The organism is Mesorhizobium sp. C268A (assembly GCF_040324475.1).
Taxonomy (GTDB): domain Bacteria; phylum Pseudomonadota; class Alphaproteobacteria; order Rhizobiales; family Rhizobiaceae; genus Mesorhizobium.
The window spans coordinates 3,473,409-3,489,490 of sequence record NZ_JAMYVX010000001.1 but is presented as its reverse complement, the minus strand read 5'-3'; the positions used below and the strand labels follow the sequence as shown (position 1 = coordinate 3,489,490).

The window sequence follows — 16,082 nt, the reverse complement described above, 5'->3', positions numbered from 1 at the left end:
ATCGTTTCGGTGCCGGATCGGCTTTGTTTATCGACCCTGCCTAATCATGCAGCGCGCAATTTTCGCTCGCGGCGGATCACTTCGGATGCCAGTTGCAGATAGGCTTGGCTGCCGGAGCATTTCAGGTCATAGAGGATCGCCGGCTTGCCATAGGAGGGCGCCTCGGACACTCGCACATTCCTAGGAATGATCGTCTCGTAGACCTTGTCGCCCATATGTGCCCGCACGTCCTGCACCACCTGGTTGGCGAGGTTGTTGCGGCCGTCATACATGGTCAGCACGATGCCCTGGATGATCAAGTCCGGATTGATCGAACGGCGCACCTGCTCCACCGTTTCCAGGAGTTGGCTTAGCCCTTCGAGAGCGAAGAACTCGCACTGCAGCGGCACAAGAACAGAATCGGCTGCCGCCATTGAATTCAAAGTCAAAAGGTTGAGCGAGGGCGGGCAGTCGATCAGCACATAGCCGAACGGCGCACCGCGCTCGGTGGCGGCGCGCAGCGCGTTGCGCAGCTTAAGCACGCGATCCGGCGCCGAGGCGATTTCCATCTCGATGCCGAGCAGATCGAGCGTCGACGGCACGATCGACAGGCCGGGCACCGCCGTTGGAATGGCCGCCTCTTCCAAGCCCAGTTCGCCGGTCAGCACATCGTAGGACGAGACGGTGCGGTCCTTGCGGTCGATGCCAAGACCGGTCGAGGCATTGCCTTGCGGATCGAGATCGACGATCAGCACCTTTTCGCCGATGGCGGCCAGCGCCGTGGCCAGATTGATGGCGGTCGTGGTCTTGCCGACGCCGCCCTTCTGGTTGGCGACGGTGATGGTGCGAGGTCCGGTTTTCATGGGTCTGTGCCAGGTATTCATGTGGGCCAGGTATTCATTGCGTCGCCAAGGTTGCGAAGGAGAGCTTACGCCGTCCGCAGATCGGTCACTTCGAGGATGACGCCATGGGCGTCGGTCTTGCTCGGATATTCTACCAGATCGAAAGCCCAGCGGTGAGTGCTTTCTTCCACCTCGGAGCGGTAATCCCGGCCTTTGTGGAACAGCGCCCGCGATCCCTTGGTCAGCCACGGCGCCGACAGATCGAGCAGCGCCGGCAGCGCGGCCAGCGCCCGCGCCGTGATGATTTCCGGTTCGGAAACAAGCGCATAGCTGTCGTCAATGCGCCGGGCGACGACCCGTGCCGGCAAACCGAACTGGCCAATGACCGCCTGTAAAAACGATGCTTTCTTGCGGTTGCTCTCGACCAGATAGATCGACGCGCCATCGCGTTCGACCAGCAGGAAGGCCATTACCAGGCCCGGAAAACCGCCGCCCGAACCGAGATCGGCCCAGCGTTTGGCCTGCGGTGCGATTCGCGCCAGCTGCGCGCTATCCAGAATATGGCGGCCCCAGACATCGTCCAGCGTCGACGGCGCGGCCAGATTGATGCTGCGGTTCCATTTCAGGAACAACTGTTCGAACGTCACCAACCGATCGAATGTTTCACGTGAAACCGGTCCCGCGGCCTCTTGCAGGCTCGCCCATGAGGCAGCGCTCACGCAACGGCCCTTTGGGCGGCCGATTCGGCGTTGCGGACGTGCGCGACGATGATGGCCAGCGCCGCCGGGGTCATGCCTTCCATACGCTGCGCGTCAGCGATCGACCGGGGCTGACGCGTTAGCATCTTCTGCTTCAGCTCATTGGACAGGCCAGGAACATCGGCGAAATCCACCGACGCCGGGATCAGCCGGCTTTCCTCGCGGCGGATCTGTCCGACATCCGCCTGCTGGCGATCAAGGTAAACCGAATATTTCGCTTCCGTTTCGAGCCGCTCAGCGGTTTTGACGTCGATTGCGCCAAAGGCCGGCGCAACACGGGCCAGCCAGGCTATATCGACACCGGGATGAGCGAGCAATTCATAAGCGGAGCGGCGCACGCCGTCCCTGTTGATCTCCAGCCCATGCCGCGCCGCTTCGTTGGGCGTCATCGTCGTCGCAACTGCGAGTTCGCGCGCCCTATCAAGATCCTGTGTGACTTGATTGAACCGCTGTGTCCGCTCCGGCGACACGATACCAAGCCGATTTGCGAGAGGCGTAAGCCTTTCATCGGCATTGTCGGCGCGCAGCGATAGGCGAAACTCCGCCCGCGAAGTGAACATGCGGTAGGGCTCGGCAATGCCGCGGCTGGTGAGGTCGTCGACCATCACACCGATATAGGCTTCGGTGCGGCTGAGCACGATTTGGTCGTCGGCCGCCGCCTTGCGCGCGGCGTTGAGCCCGGCGAGCAGGCCCTGCGCTCCGGCTTCTTCATAACCGGTGGTGCCGTTGATCTGACCGGCTAGGAAAAGCCCCGCAATACGTTTGGCCTCAAGCGTCGGCTCCAACTCGCGCGGATCGACATGGTCGTATTCGATGGCGTAGCCGGGCTGCAGCATGGTCGCCCGCTCTAGCCCGGGTATAGTTTTGAGAATGTCGAGTTGCACATCCTCGGGCAGGGAGGTCGAAATGCCATTGGGGTAGACCGTGTCGTCGTCCAGCCCTTCCGGCTCGAGGAATATCTGATGACCTTCTCGATCGCCGAACTTGACGATCTTGTCTTCGATCGACGGGCAATAGCGTGGTCCGACCCCCTCTATCGAGCCGGAATACATGGCGGAGCGGCCGAGATTGGCGCGGATCAGCTCGTGCGTCGCCGGTGTCGTACGCGTGATGCCGCAATGGATTTGCGGATTCTTGATTGTGTCGGTGAGCAGCGAGAACGGCACTGGATGTTCGTCGGCCGCCTGGCTTTCCAGCGACGGCCAGTCGATGGTGCGGCCATCGAGCCGCGGCGGCGTGCCGGTCTTCAGCCGTCCAAGCGCGAAACCGGCGCGGCTCATCGTCGCCGACAGGCCAAGGCTCGCTTGCTCGTTCATCCGCCCGGCGACAATCTTCCTGTCGCCAATGTGGATGAGGCCGCGAAGGAAGGTGCCGGTGGTCAGCACCACGGCGCCGCACGCCAACCGGCGCCCGTCGGCCAGGAGCACAGCGGCGATGCGTCCATCCACGATGTCGAAGTCCAGAACCTCGCCTTCGACGACGTCGAGACCGTTCTGCTGCCGAATCGCTTCCTGCATGGCCAGCCGATACAGCTTGCGGTCGGCCTGCGTGCGCGGCCCGCGCACGGCAGGGCCTTTGCGGCGATTGAGCAGGCGGAATTGGATGCCGGCAGCATCGGCGATGCGGCCCATCAGCCCGTCCATGGCGTCGATCTCACGCACCAGATGGCCCTTCCCGAGGCCGCCGATCGCCGGATTGCAGGACATGACACCGATCGTGTCGAAGCGCAGCGTGACCAGCGCGGTCCTGGCGCCGGCGCGCGCGGCAGCGCACGCAGCCTCGCACCCGGCATGGCCACCGCCCACCACAACCACATCATAGCGATCGATCATTGTCCCTTCCAGATTCAGAGATTTCCCGACACATGTCCCCACGAGAGGACGCTGTCAAGGATTGCAGGTTGATTCGTTCACGTGGACCGGAGTGCTGAAAGTCGCAGAGGTGTTTCACGTGAGTCATAGGAGCAGCGAAGCCTCGTTTGGCGCTGCCCTTCATCTACCTTCCGGCATCTTCTCCCCATGAACGGGGACAATGAGGGGCGGTGCAGGCTTTCGGCCACTTGCCCTTTTGCCAACCGTCTCATTTCACGTGAAACACGCACTTGGGCGGCCCCCTGTGTTTCACGTGAGTCACTCACACAGCGCGCCCCCCTGTTTCACGTGAGTCACTTCCCAATGCAAAACTGCGAAAAGATCACGTCCAGCAGGTCCTCGACATCCACCGCGCCGACAATCCGGCCGAGCCGGTCCGCCGCAAGACGCAGCTCCTCCGCCCGCAGCTCCTGGCCGCGCTCTTGCCCCGACAAAGCCGAGATCAGAAAGCGCCTGGTCTCATTGAGCAGCTCCACATGCCGCAACCGCGACGGCAGGATGTCACCGGCATCGCCGATAGCAGCCGCGGCGCGCCTGCCGATCTCGGCCAGGAGTTCAGCCAACCCAGTGCCGTCCACCGTCGAGATCAACGCATCATACGCCTCCAATCGCGGCGAACCTTTCAAGAGATCGACCTTGGTGCCGATTCTCAAAGCCGGGGCCTCGACAGGCATGTTGCCGATCGCACTCGGGTCCGCCAGATCTTCCAGCAACAGCACCAGGTCAGCCGTGTGCGCCTTGGCCCGCGCCTTTTCGATACCGATCGCTTCGATCTTGCCGGGCGCCTCGCGCAGGCCCGCGGTGTCGGTTACCCTGACCCGCACTCCGTGGACATCCAGCACCACTTCGAGCAAGTCCCGCGTCGTGCCGGGCTCGTCGGTAACAATCGCCGCCTCACGCCTGGCCAGCGCGTTGAACAGGCTGGATTTTCCGGCGTTCGGTGCACCGAGGATGACAACCTCAAACCCGTCACGGATGATCTCGGCGGCATGGAAGCCATCGACATGCCGGCCGATCTCGCCCACCATTGCGCGCACATCGGACCAAACCGTGTCCGAAACGGAACCGGGCACGTCGTCTTCGTCGGCGAAGTCGATTTCCGCCTCGATCATGGCCCGTGCATGGATCAGGCGATGGCGCCAGCCAAGATAGAGTTCGCTTTGCACTCCTTCGGCATTCTGCACGGCAAAGCGCCGCTGCGCTTCGGTTTCGGCGTTGACCAGATCGGCCAACGCCTCCGTCTCGACCAGATCCAGCTTGCCGTTGAGAAGAGCCCGGCACGTAAATTCACCAGGTTCCGCATGACGCACGCCGTCAAACCCGGCAATGATCTCCAGCATCTTGCCGGCGACGGCGCGGCCGCCATGGACTTGGAACTCGGCGACATCCTCGCCGGTAAAACTGTTCGGCCCCGGAAAAAACAGCACCAGGCCGTTGTCGATAAGCGACCCGTCCACCGTTCGGAGCTTGCGCAGGGTTGCAACCCGGTCCTTGACCTTACCACCGGCAACCGTTTCGACGACGAATCGAGTCTTCGGTCCGGAAATGCGGATGACAGCGATGCCGGCGGGCAGGCGCCCGCTGGAAAGCGCAACGATCGAATCGCCTGAAATCATTTGCCCTTCTCACCGGTCGCCTAGCTGTCCGGTCGACAATCCCACAGTGCCGCGGCCGTCATGAACCGGCTGTTCGTCAATATCAAGGTCGATCGCGGGAGCGGCCGGACATTACCAAATCTGTATAGCCGCCTTGTCATCCATGTGCGAGCAGTCGGGTCCTAATCCCGACGCCAAGCAGTTCTGGGCGGGCCAGCAAGCCCTACGGCAGGCCGGCATCGTTAATGCCTGTTCCTGGCCCGGAACCGTGAAGCTGGAGCCCAGCTCCCCATGAGGCAAGCCTCGTTCCGGTTGCGAATCGGAAATCCCGACCCGCGTCACGCCGATCGTCTCCGCGATCGGAACGGATGCGAATCGACTTAACATTGGCCAGTGGCATCCGGCCGCAGACCGGCAGACCGGAGCTATGTACCGGCTATCCTGCCCGTGGGGCCGGATCCGTAGGAACCGAGCCGCTGCTGCGACGCCGGTAGCTCAACCCGTGTTTCCGTCCAAGGCCGAAGGAAGCCGCGTCACATCAATGGTTAGCGGCCGCGGCGCGAACAGCAAATCCTTGGCCGCGACCACCGCTCCGACCGTGATCAGGATGCAAGCAACAGCCACCGACCAGTGAAACACACCAAAGCCTGCCAGCAGAAGCACGATGACCGAGAAGAGGGGCGCCGCGTAGGAGAGGGCGCCGAGGATCATGATGTCGCCGTGCTTGCAGCCATAGTCCCAGGCGTAAAAGCCGGCGCCTAGCGGTATTACGCCCAAGATGACGATGGCGCTCCACCGCGTCGCCGTCTGTGGCCAGACGGTGGTCTCAAGGGTGAGGTGCAGCACCAAGGCGACCGCAGCCGTGATGAAGCAGTAACCGGCGACCACATCGGTCGGCACCTTGCCAAAGCGGCGCGATAAAACCGAATAGCCGGCCCAGATGAAAGCGCAGAACAGCGCGATGACATGCCCCTTCATCACACCATTGGCCAGTCCGATCGTGCCGCCCTTGGTGATCACCACAATGGCGCCGGCAAGGCCAAGGCGGCAAAGACGAGATAGGCGATCAGGCTGACCTCGACCGGCGGCGCCGACTGGATGGCGAAGAAATAGGCGCAGTGGTAGATGCACAGCCCCGCTGTGCCGAGCGCCCAGACCTGCCACGGCTGGCGCAGCGACTTGATCGCCGCCGGACGGACAAGCCAGCTCGACGCGCCGACCAGCCCGCCAAGCAGAAACGTCATCGCCGCCAGCTGAAAGGGCGGAATCGGTCCCGCCGCCGTCGAAAGCAGCGCCAGGAAGGACCATGTCAGGATGGCCGAGAAGCCGATCAGGGTCGGGATTGTTTTCTCCATGCGGCTTCCGATCTTCGAGACGCGATTACTCGCATGACGACAGCTATGGAAATTGCCGCCCAAGGCCACGCCCTGTCGGAAATGCGACCTGTTTGCCCCCGCAATGAAAAACCCCGTCCCAGTTCCCGGAACGGGGCTTCAATGCGAAACGATGGCCGACGAGAAGCTTACGTGTTCATCGAATCGAAGAAATCGGCGTTGGTCTTGGTCTGCTTTAGCTTGTCGATCAGGAACTCGATCGCATCCGTGGTTCCCATCGGCGCCAGGATGCGGCGCAGGACGAAGATCTTCTGCAGATCCTGCTTGGAGACCAGCAGGTCTTCCTTGCGGGTGCCGGACTTCAAAATGTCCATCGCCGGGTAGATGCGCTTGTCGGCGACCTTGCGGTCGAGCTGGATTTCGCAGTTGCCGGTGCCCTTGAACTCTTCGAAGATGACTTCGTCCATGCGGCTGCCGGTGTCGATCAGCGCGGTGGCGATGATCGTCAGCGAGCCGCCTTCCTCGATGTTGCGGGCCGCGCCGAAGAAGCGCTTCGGCCGCTGCAGCGCGTTGGCGTCGACACCGCCGGTCAGCACCTTGCCGGAGGACGGCACAACGGTGTTGTAGGCACGGCCGAGGCGGGTGATCGAATCGAGCAGAATAACGACGTCGCGACCATGCTCGACCAGGCGCTTGGCCTTTTCGATGACCATTTCGGCGACCTGGACGTGGCGCACCGCCGGTTCGTCAAAGGTCGAGGACACGACCTCGCCCTTCACCGAACGCTGCATGTCGGTCACTTCTTCTGGCCGTTCGTCGATCAGAAGTACGATCAGATAGCATTCCGGATGATTGGCCGTGATCGAGTGGGCGATATTCTGCATCAGCACCGTTTTACCGGTACGCGGCTGCGCGTTGATGAGCGCGCGCTGTCCCTTGCCGATCGGCGCCACCAGGTCGATCACCCGCGACGAGATGTCCTTGCCGGTCGGATTGTCGATCTCCATCTTCAGCCGCTTGGTCGGATAGAGCGGCGTCAGATTGTCGAAATGGATCTTGTGACGGATCTTTTCGGGATCGTCGAAATTGATCGTGTTGACCTTGAGAAGGGCGAAATAGCGCTCGCCCTCTTTTGGGCTGCGGATCGGCCCTTCGACGGTATCGCCGGTCTTCAAGGAGAAGCGGCGGATCTGCGAGGGCGAGATGTAGATATCGTCGGGACCCGGCAGATAATTGGCGTTGGCTGAGCGCAGGAAGCCGAAACCGTCCTGCAGCAACTCGACCACACCATCGCCGATGATCTCGACGTCCTGGGCGGCCAGTTTCTTCAGGATGGCAAACATCAGTTCCTGCTTGCGCATGACGCTGGCGTTTTCCACTTCGAGCGATTCGGCATAGGCGATCAGCTCTGGCGGCTTCTTGTTCTTGAACTCTGCGAGTTTCATTTCTTGCATAGACGGACTCTGAATCTGCTTTGGGGAAAATATATCGGCTGGATGCGATAAATGCCGGGCGCGGCCGAAAGCAATCAAGGGCGGCGCATGACGGGAAGGAAGACCCGTCTTTTATCGTCGGTCGGGGGAAAGAGCAAGCTGCGTTTTGTCGACCGAAATGGGCCTAGAACGGCTTGACGACAACCAGGATGACGATGGCGATCATCAGCAATGTGGGGATCTCGTTGACGATTCGCCAGTGCCGCGCCGGTTTTTCATTGCGGTCCTCGGCGAATTTCCTGACAGCACCGGCCAGATAGCCATGCACGCCCGACAGCAACAGCACCAAGCCCATCTTGGCGTGCAGCCAGCCGCCGTGAAAGCCAAACACTTTCCAGGCAAGCCAAAGCCCGAACACCCAGGTGACGATCATCGCCGGATTGATGATGCCGCGCAGCAGACGCCGCTCCATCACCTTGAAGGTCTCCGATTGGACGGACCCCTTCTCTGCGTCGGCGTGGTAGACCAGCAATCGCGGCAGATAGAGCATGCCGGCCATCCAGGAGATGACGGCCAGGATATGGATTGCCTTCGCCCAGGGATAGAAACCCTCAGGCGCAAAGAAAAACAAAAGTGCGGTGAGAACAACCAGCACTCCGATGCCGATGGTCATGCGCATCATCGCCCCACGAGTGCTGTTGCCGCCCGTATTATCCGATTGAGCCATCAGCGTGTCGCGCTCCGCACCTGCTTCACCATCGCCTCGACATGCGCCACCGGCGTCTCCGGCGTAATGCCATGGCCGAGATTGAAGATCAGCGGTCCGTCGCCCAGCGCCTTGAGGATCGCATCGACGCCGTCCGACAGGGCTTTGCCGCCAGCCACGAGCCGCAAGGGATCGAGATTGCCCTGGACCGCCCTGAATGCTGCAGTTCGTTCGCAGCCGACAGGGGCACGGTCCAGTCGATCCCCAGCCCCGTGACCCCGGTCTTCTCACGATAGGTCTCGTAGCGGGCGCCGGCGCCCTTGGGAAAGCCTATGATCGGAACATCGCGATGAACCGCACGAACTTGCCTGACGATCTCCGCCACCGGTTGCACGCAGAACTGCTCGAAAGACGCATCATCAAGCACGCCGGACCAGGAATCGAAAATCTGCACCACGTCGGCACCGGATTCGATCTGGCGGATCAAATAGGCCGCGGAGTGATCGGCGAGCACTTTCAGGAGATGCTTGAAGGCCGTCGGTTCGCGATAGGCAAACAGCCGCGCCGGCGCTTGGTCGGGTGTGCCGTGGCCAGCGATCATGTAGGTCGCCACCGTCCACGGCGCGCCGCAGAAGCCGATCAGCGTGGTCTCGTCAGGCAATCTTGCCCGCAGCCGGCGAACCGTTTCGTAGACCGGTTCGAGATTCACGTGAAACGTTTCACTGTTGAGAGCCGAAATCTCAGCTGCAGTGATTGGCGTCAGCAGCGGCCCGCGGCCCTCCTCGAAGCGGACATCGCGTCCCAGCGCATGCGGCACGACCAGAATGTCAGAGAACAGGATCGAGGCATCGAAGCCGAAGCGCTCGATCGGCTGCAGCGTCACTTCGACAGCCAGATCAGGATTGTAGCAAAGATCGAGAAAGGACCCGGCGCGCTTTCTGGTCTCGCGGTACTCCGGCAAATAGCGCCCGGCCTGGCGCATCATCCAGAGCGGCGGCGGAAACACTGCCTCGCCTCTCAGCACGTCCAGCACGATGCGGTTCTCGGGCATTGAGCGCTCTCTTCCCTGCCTTCTCTATAATTAAATAGTCTATTTCTAGAATTTTCTGATTCTAAGAGTCTGTTGGTATCGGTGGTTGTCACCTGTCCCGCTTTGCCTTGGAAAAGGCCAGCCAGCATTTTGTCGCGTGTTTCTTCCGCGGGATTGGCAATGAGTGTGGATGACCAGGATTCCATCACTGGAGTCAATGGTTTGGCGTAGCCGCTGAAAAACCGCCTCTGTGGATGAAGCGCTGGCAAAAACGCCCGTCCCCAGATTTGTCCCCAGCCGCACGGTGAAGCTGACAGCGCATCGAATTGTGGACAACTGGCCTTCTGATACAGTCGCCTCCAGCCGGTCGCCTTTGCGGTCCCTATTTATCCACACAAGCCCACAGCCTGAGGCGCCCCCTGTGAACAAACCCCAGAGCTTCTTTCACCTGCACCTGATCTCCGACGCCACCGGCGAGACGCTGCTGGCGGCCGGCCGCGCCGCCTCGGCGCAATACAAGGATGCGCGCGCCATCGAGCATATCTATCCGCTCATCCGCACCGAAAAGCAGGTGGCGAAAGTCTTCGAGGACATAGAGGAGGAACCGGGCATCATCCTCTACACCGTCGTCGACCAGAAGCTGGCGCGCGGCATTGACGAGCGCTGCGCCACCATGGGGCTACCCTGTGTTTCGGTGCTGGAGCCGGTCCTCACCGTCTTCCAGTCCTATCTCGGCACGCCGGCCGGCCGCCGCGTCGGCGCCCAGCATGTGCTCGACGCCGATTATTTCCACCGTATCGACGCACTCAATTTCACCATGGAGCATGATGACGGCCAGCTGCCGCTCAATATGGACGACGCGGATGTGGTGCTGATCGGCATTTCCAGGACATCGAAGACGCCGACCAGCATCTATCTCGCCAACCGCGGCATCAAGACCGCCAACATCCCGATCGTGCTCGGCGTGCCGGTGCCCGAAAGCCTGGTCGCTGCCACCAAGCCGCTGATCGTCGGGCTGATCGCCACCGCCGAACGCATCTCGCATGTCCGGCAGAACCGCGTGCTCGGCAACAGCAGCACCTACGAAGCGACCGATTATGTCGACCGTGCCTCGATCGCCGAAGAGCTCGCCTATGCCCGCCAGATCTGCACCCGCCACAATTGGCCGATGATAGACGTCAGCCGCCGCTCGATCGAAGAGACCGCGGCAGCCATTGTTGCCCTGCGGGGGAAGAACAGATGATGGGATGGCAACGCGACCTCCTGCCCCAATCAACCACTATCGACCAGGCCCAGAACCCATGACCGAAAAAATCATCCTTGCCTCCGGCAGCCCGTTCCGCAAAGCAATGCTCATCAATGCCGGGCTCGGCATCGAAGCGGTGCCTGCCGATGTCGACGAGCGTGCGCTCGAGGCGCCGTTGCAGGACAGCGGTGTGTCGCCGGAAGATGTCGCCCTGATACTCGCCGAAGCCAAGGCCACCGAGGTCAGCGAACGCAGACCGGGCGCCCTGGTGCTCGGCTGCGACCAGACTTTGTCACTGGGAGATGAAGTGTTCCACAAGCCGGCCGACATGGAAGGCGCCCGCCGCCATCTGCTGGCGCTGTCAGGCAAGACGCATCAGCTGAACAGCGCCGCCGTGCTCTGCCGCAACGGCAAGGTGCTGTGGCGCCATGTCGGCATCGCCAGCCTTACCATGCGCAAGCTCGATCCGGCCTTCGTCGGCCGGCACCTGGCCCGCGTCGGCGCCAAGGCGTTGTCGAGCGTCGGCGCCTACCAGATCGAGGGCGAAGGCATCCAGCTGTTCGAAAAGATCGAAGGCGATTATTTCACCATTGTCGGCCTGCCGCTGTTACCGGTGCTGGCGGAATTGCGTGCGCTCGGAGCCATCGATGGTTGAGAAAAAAGCTTTCGTCACCGGCCATCCGATCGCGCATTCGCGCTCGCCGAAGATCCACGGCTATTGGCTGAACACATACGGCATCGACGGCAGCTATCATGCGATCGATGTCGCGCCGGCCGATTTTCCCGAGTTCCTCTCTTCCCTCCAGGCCAATGGCTATCAGGGCGGCAACGTCACCATTCCACACAAGGAAGTCGCCTTCGCCCGGGTCGAGCGCCGCGACGAGGCGGCGGAGATGATCGGCGCGGTCAACATGCTGTGGCTGGACCACGGCGTGCTGTGGGGCGGCAATTCGGACTGGATCGGCTTTGCCGGCAATCTCGACGAGCATGCCCGGGGCTGGGAGAGAAACGCTCCGGCCGTGGTGCTCGGCGCCGGTGGCGCGTCGCGCGCGGTCATCCACGCGCTTAAATCGCGCGGCATCAAAGATATCCGCATCGTCAACCGCACATTGGCGCGGGCGCAAGAACTCGCCGACCGCTTCGGGGCCGGCGTCTCGGCGCATGGCGCGGTCGGCGACTTGCTTGGCGATGCCGGCTTGCTGATCAACACGACGGCACTTGGCATGCATGGCGATGCGACGCTGGCCGCCGATCCGGCCGGCCTGCCAGCTCACGCCATTGTCGCAGACATCGTCTATGTGCCGCTGGAAACACCGCTGCTTGCCGCTGCCCGCGCGAGAAATTTGAAGACGGTCGACGGGCTCGGCATGCTTTTGCACCAGGCTGTGCCCGGTTTCGAACGCTGGTTCGGCAAGAAGCCGCAGGTCACGCCTGAGTTGCGACAGATGATCGTCGCCGACATCGTCGCCAAATGATGGGTCGCAAATGATGGGCGCAAAATGATGATCGTGCTTGGCCTCACCGGGTCGATCGGCATGGGCAAGTCGACGACGGCGAAAATGTTCGTCGACGCCGGCGTGCCGGTGCATGACTCCGACGAGACCGTGCATCGCCTCTATGCCGGCAAGGCAGCACCTCTCGTCGAGGCGGCCTTTCCCGGCACGACCGTGTCCGGCGTGGTCGACCGCACAAAACTGGCGCGCCGCGTGCTCAGCAACGCTGCTGCGCTGAAGTCATTGGAGGCGATCGTTCATCCGCTGGTGCGGGCCGATGCCGATGCCTTTCTGGCAAGGCACCGCGCCGCCGCCGCGCCGCTCGTCGTGCTCGACATTCCGCTGCTGTTCGAAACCGGCGGCCGTAACCGTGTCGACAAGGTCGTCGTCGTCACCGCGCCGGCCAATATCCAGCGCGCCCGCGTGCTGGCGCGTCCTGATATGAGCGAGGAAAAGCTGGCGGCCATCCTGGCCAAGCAGGTGCCCGATGCCGAAAAACGCCGGCAGGCCGATTTCGTCATCGACACCGGTGAAGGCATGGACGCCGCCCGCAGCGCGGTCGGCGCGATCATTGCCGAGCTCTCAGGGCGCTGAGCTCGCCTGCTAACTCCTGGGGGATAAGTCGCGCCCATAAGGCTCCTGACGGCAGGCTGTCGGCATTGCCCATTGCCATTTTGTTGCGCTCCATGATTCTACTCCTCCAGGAGTGAGTTGATTCTATGCGTGAGATCATTTTCGATACCGAAACCACCGGACTCGACATGCGCGACGACCGCATCATCGAGCTTGGCGGCGTCGAGCTGGTCAACCGCTTCCCGACCGGCCGCACCTTCCACAAATTCATCAATCCGCAGGGGCGCGCCGTCCATGTCGAGGCGCAAGCCGTGCACGGCATCAGCGCCGCCGACCTCGTCGGCAAGCCGACCTTTGCCGAAATCGCCGAGGAATGGCTCGCCTTCACCGACGGCGCCAAGCTCGTCGCCCACAACGCCAATTTCGACATCGGCTTCCTCAACACGGAATTCGGGCGGCTCGGCCAGCCGGCCATAGACACCGGGCGCGTCGTCGACACGCTGGCGCTGGCGCGGCGCAAGCATCCGATGGGTCCCAATTCGCTCGACGCGCTCTGCCGCCGCTACGGCATCGACAACGGCCACCGCACCAAGCACGGCGCGCTGCTCGATTCCGAGCTCCTGGCCGAGGTCTACATCGAACTCATCGGCGGCAAGCAGGCCGCACTTGTCCTCGACGCGGTCGTGGTGCAGCTCAACAGCAATGGCGACGTTGCCGACATCGACATCTCGATCGCCGCCAGGCCAATCGCCCTGCCGCCGCGCCTGACTGAGGGCGAGCGAGCGGCGCATGCGGGGCTGGTGGCGACGCTGGGTGAAAAGGCGCTGTGGCTGAAGGTGGCGGCGGGGTGAACGGATCGCGGAGGTAGCGTTCCGTCACACCCCTCTCTGGCCTGCCGGCCATCTCCCCCTCAAGGGGGGAGATCAGCAGCTTCGCCGCTCCAGCCCATTCCTGCAACGTCTAAAGTTGGCGAAGGTCGCGATGACGGCCAATCTCCCCTTGAGGGGGAGATGCCTGGCAAGGCAGAGGGGGGTGCTGTCCCGCCAGCATCTCAGTATACTAAAAGCCCGGCACGAAGCCGGGCTTTCAACTCATGCGCGTGACGCTTGCCTTCAGCTCACCTTGACCTTCGATGCCGCCTGGTCCTCGGCCAGCTTCTGCTGGAACATCTGTGCAAAATCGATCGGGTCGAGCATCAACGGCGGGAAGCCGCCATTGCGGGTGGCTTCGGCGATGATCTGGCGGGCGAACGGGAACAAAAGCCGCGGGCATTCGATGAACAGGATGGGCAGCATGTGCTCCTGCGGGAAGCCGGCGATGGCGAAGACGCCGCCATAGACCAGTTCGACATTGAACAGCACTTCCTGGTCGAAGGACGCCTTGGCGTTCAAGGTCAGATTGACGTCGAACTGCTTGTCGGAGAGCGGGTTGGCATTGACATTGACGTTGATCGCGATGCCGGGGGCCTTGTCGCGGCCGCGCAGCGAGTTCGGCGCGCCGGGGCTTTCGAAGGACAGGTCCTTCACATACTGGGCAAGCACGTTGAGCGACGGCTGCGCCGTTTCGCCGTTGCCGTTGGCGGCGCCGACCGGCGCGTCATCTTTGCTGGCCATGAGCCTTGTTCCTTTTGCCTGGACAGCAGCGCTGACCGAATTGAAATCGGGCGTTGGCTAGCATGGTCGGCATGACAAGACAAGGTTTGCCGCCTTCAGGCCGAAGGGGTCGATGTAGCCTCAGTCGTCCTCAAGGCGACGGTCAGTCGTCCTTCAGGCGGCGCCACGGCGAGTTATGGTCGGGACCGCGCTTGAAATCGTCCTCGCGCGAATAGTCGCCGTCGTCGAGGTCGATGACCTTGTCGCGCGACCTGCCGCGAAAACCGCCGGCGGTGAAATCGGTCGCGACGACGATGCGGCCCTTGAGCCTGCGCCAGGCAAGGTCGCGCACCGGCGGCAGGAACAGCAGCAGGCCGATAATATCGGTAATGAAGCCGGGGATGATCAACAGGATGGCGGCGACCACGATCATGGCGCCATGCGCGAGCTGGCGGCTGGGGTCGCCGCCGCCGGCCATCTCGGCGCGGACCCGCGCCATGACACCAAAACCCTGGTGCCGGAGCAGAAGCACGCCGGCAATGCTTGAAGCCAGCACCAGACCGACCGTCGCCAGCGCCCCGACCTCGCGGCCGACAATGACGAAACCGACGATTTCCAGCAGCGGCAGCGCAAGCAGGAACAGAGGAAGGAAGGAAATGCGCAAATCTTGACCGATCGTTTCCATGTTTGCCGGGCGGCGCATAATCACCGCTGGCACTGAGGCCGTTAGATAGGTATGCCTGCCTTTGATTTGAATGATTGCGCCATGCGTTCTATATGCTTTGCATGTTTAACGCCATGCGACCGCCGCCCGATTGGCTGGCGGTCCCGGCCAGGTCAGGGATTGATTGGCGAAAGATATGGGATTCTTCGACTTCGGCACCATTTTCTTTCTGATTGCGGCGGTGGTGATCTTTTTCCAGCTGCGCAACGTGCTTGGCCGCCGCACGGGCAGCGAGCGCCCGCCCTTCGATCCGTACACGGCCAGCCGCACCGAGAAGGACGCGACCCAGAAGCCCGAAAATGTGGTTTCGCTACCACGCAAGCGCATGCCGGGCGAGACGGCTGCCGAGACCTACGCGGCCATCGATGCCTTCGCCAAGCCCGACACCGACCTCAACAAGGGCCTGCGCGCGATCAAGGACAATGATCCCTCCTTCGACCCCAAAGTCTTCGTCGACGGCGCCAAGATGGCTTATGAGATGATCGTCATGGCCTATGCCGATGGCGACCGCAAAACGCTGAAGAACCTGTTGTCGCGCGAGGTTTTTGACGGCTTCGTTGCCGCGATTGGCGACCGCGAGGCGAAAGCCGAAAAGATCCAGTCCTCCTTCGTCGGCATCGACAAGGCCGACATCGTCTCGGCCGAGATGAAGGGCGGCGAGGCCCACATCACGCTGCGCATCGTGAGCGAACTGATTTCGGCGACCCGCGACAAGGCGGGTGCCGTCATCGATGGCGATCCCGAGACGGTGGCCGAGGTCAAGGATGTCTGGACCTTCGCCCGCGACACACGCTCGCGCGATCCGAACTGGAAGCTGGTCGCCACCGAGGAAGAAGACTGAGCCTATGCATGTCGCCCGGTGCGGGCAGCTTTTTTGGGATAGCGACATGCAGGCAAACATCGGCA

At 62.3% G+C, this 16,082-nt stretch carries 16 protein-coding genes and 1 pseudogene; 6 read left to right on the top strand and 11 right to left on the bottom strand.

Annotated features, from left to right (window positions below; genetic code table 11):
• Positions 1-44: 44 nt before the first annotated feature.
• The 9 genes and pseudogenes from NKL06_RS16965 to hemE form a co-directional block, all read right to left on the bottom strand.
• Positions 45-842 carry a ParA family protein gene (locus tag NKL06_RS16965; RefSeq protein ID WP_023692913.1) on the bottom strand — a complete coding sequence of 266 codons (798 nt, stop codon included), beginning with the start codon at positions 840-842 and terminating at the stop codon, positions 45-47.
• 65 nt (positions 843-907) lie between these two features.
• Positions 908-1,540, bottom strand: a complete 633-nt coding sequence (gene rsmG / locus NKL06_RS16960; RefSeq protein ID WP_023692914.1) for a 16S rRNA (guanine(527)-N(7))-methyltransferase RsmG — start codon at positions 1,538-1,540, stop codon at positions 908-910.
• Positions 1,537-3,411: a tRNA uridine-5-carboxymethylaminomethyl(34) synthesis enzyme MnmG gene (gene mnmG / locus NKL06_RS16955; RefSeq protein ID WP_023692915.1), complete on the bottom strand. Its 1,875-nt coding sequence runs from the start codon at positions 3,409-3,411 to the stop codon at positions 1,537-1,539. Before mnmG ends, rsmG begins: the two co-directional genes overlap by 4 nt.
• A gap of 332 nt (positions 3,412-3,743) precedes the next feature.
• Entirely contained in the window at positions 3,744-5,066 is a 1,323-nt protein-coding gene (mnmE, locus tag NKL06_RS16950; RefSeq protein ID WP_023692916.1) for a tRNA uridine-5-carboxymethylaminomethyl(34) synthesis GTPase MnmE, read from the bottom strand.
• A gap of 474 nt (positions 5,067-5,540) precedes the next feature.
• Positions 5,541-6,065 carry an EamA family transporter gene (locus NKL06_RS32760; RefSeq protein ID WP_502903755.1) on the bottom strand — a complete coding sequence of 175 codons (525 nt, stop codon included), beginning with the start codon at positions 6,063-6,065 and terminating at the stop codon, positions 5,541-5,543.
• Positions 6,062-6,400 carry a hypothetical protein gene (locus NKL06_RS32755; protein ID WP_502903754.1) on the bottom strand — a complete coding sequence of 113 codons (339 nt, stop codon included), beginning with the start codon at positions 6,398-6,400 and terminating at the stop codon, positions 6,062-6,064. Before NKL06_RS32755 ends, NKL06_RS32760 begins: the two co-directional genes overlap by 4 nt.
• A gap of 167 nt (positions 6,401-6,567) precedes the next feature.
• Positions 6,568-7,833, bottom strand: a complete 1,266-nt coding sequence (rho, locus tag NKL06_RS16940) for a transcription termination factor Rho (RefSeq protein WP_023672113.1) — start codon at positions 7,831-7,833, stop codon at positions 6,568-6,570.
• A gap of 163 nt (positions 7,834-7,996) precedes the next feature.
• Positions 7,997-8,539 carry a protoporphyrinogen oxidase HemJ gene (gene hemJ / locus NKL06_RS16935; protein ID WP_023692917.1) on the bottom strand — a complete coding sequence of 181 codons (543 nt, stop codon included), beginning with the start codon at positions 8,537-8,539 and terminating at the stop codon, positions 7,997-7,999.
• Positions 8,539-9,569: pseudogene (gene hemE, locus NKL06_RS16930) on the bottom strand (uroporphyrinogen decarboxylase). The gene hemJ and the pseudogene hemE overlap by 1 nt, the downstream one beginning before the upstream one ends.
• Positions 9,570-9,852: 283 nt before the next feature.
• Here hemE and NKL06_RS16925 point away from each other — a divergent pair.
• From NKL06_RS16925 to dnaQ, 5 genes are all read left to right on the top strand, one after another.
• Positions 9,853-10,791 (top strand): pyruvate, water dikinase regulatory protein, encoded by a 939-nt coding sequence (locus tag NKL06_RS16925; RefSeq protein WP_502896583.1) that lies wholly within the window; start codon positions 9,853-9,855, stop codon positions 10,789-10,791.
• Between the two features lie 58 nt (positions 10,792-10,849).
• Positions 10,850-11,449 carry a Maf-like protein gene (locus tag NKL06_RS16920; protein ID WP_023685039.1) on the top strand — a complete coding sequence of 200 codons (600 nt, stop codon included), beginning with the start codon at positions 10,850-10,852 and terminating at the stop codon, positions 11,447-11,449.
• Positions 11,442-12,269, top strand: a complete 828-nt coding sequence (locus NKL06_RS16915) for a shikimate dehydrogenase (RefSeq protein WP_023692919.1) — start codon at positions 11,442-11,444, stop codon at positions 12,267-12,269. Before NKL06_RS16920 ends, NKL06_RS16915 begins: the two co-directional genes overlap by 8 nt.
• Before the next feature lie 27 nt (positions 12,270-12,296).
• Positions 12,297-12,881, top strand: a complete 585-nt coding sequence (gene coaE / locus NKL06_RS16910; protein WP_023692920.1) for a dephospho-CoA kinase — start codon at positions 12,297-12,299, stop codon at positions 12,879-12,881.
• Positions 12,882-13,006: 125 nt separating this feature from the next.
• The gene (gene dnaQ, locus NKL06_RS16905) at positions 13,007-13,711 is read left to right on the top strand and encodes a DNA polymerase III subunit epsilon (RefSeq protein ID WP_023672106.1); all 705 of its coding nucleotides are present in this window, start codon (positions 13,007-13,009) and stop codon (positions 13,709-13,711) included.
• A gap of 261 nt (positions 13,712-13,972) precedes the next feature.
• Here dnaQ and secB read toward each other — a convergent pair whose 3' ends face one another.
• Together secB and NKL06_RS16895 are read right to left on the bottom strand one after the other, a co-directional pair.
• Positions 13,973-14,473 carry a protein-export chaperone SecB gene (gene secB / locus NKL06_RS16900; protein WP_023672105.1) on the bottom strand — a complete coding sequence of 167 codons (501 nt, stop codon included), beginning with the start codon at positions 14,471-14,473 and terminating at the stop codon, positions 13,973-13,975.
• A 142-nt stretch (positions 14,474-14,615) separates the two neighbouring features.
• Entirely contained in the window at positions 14,616-15,116 is a 501-nt protein-coding gene (locus NKL06_RS16895; RefSeq protein WP_023692921.1) for an FxsA family protein, read from the bottom strand.
• 196 nt (positions 15,117-15,312) lie between these two features.
• Here NKL06_RS16895 and NKL06_RS16890 point away from each other — a divergent pair, with 196 nt between their 5' ends.
• Entirely contained in the window at positions 15,313-16,017 is a 705-nt protein-coding gene (locus tag NKL06_RS16890; protein ID WP_023672103.1) for a Tim44/TimA family putative adaptor protein, read from the top strand.
• Positions 16,018-16,082: the final 65 nt, after the last annotated feature.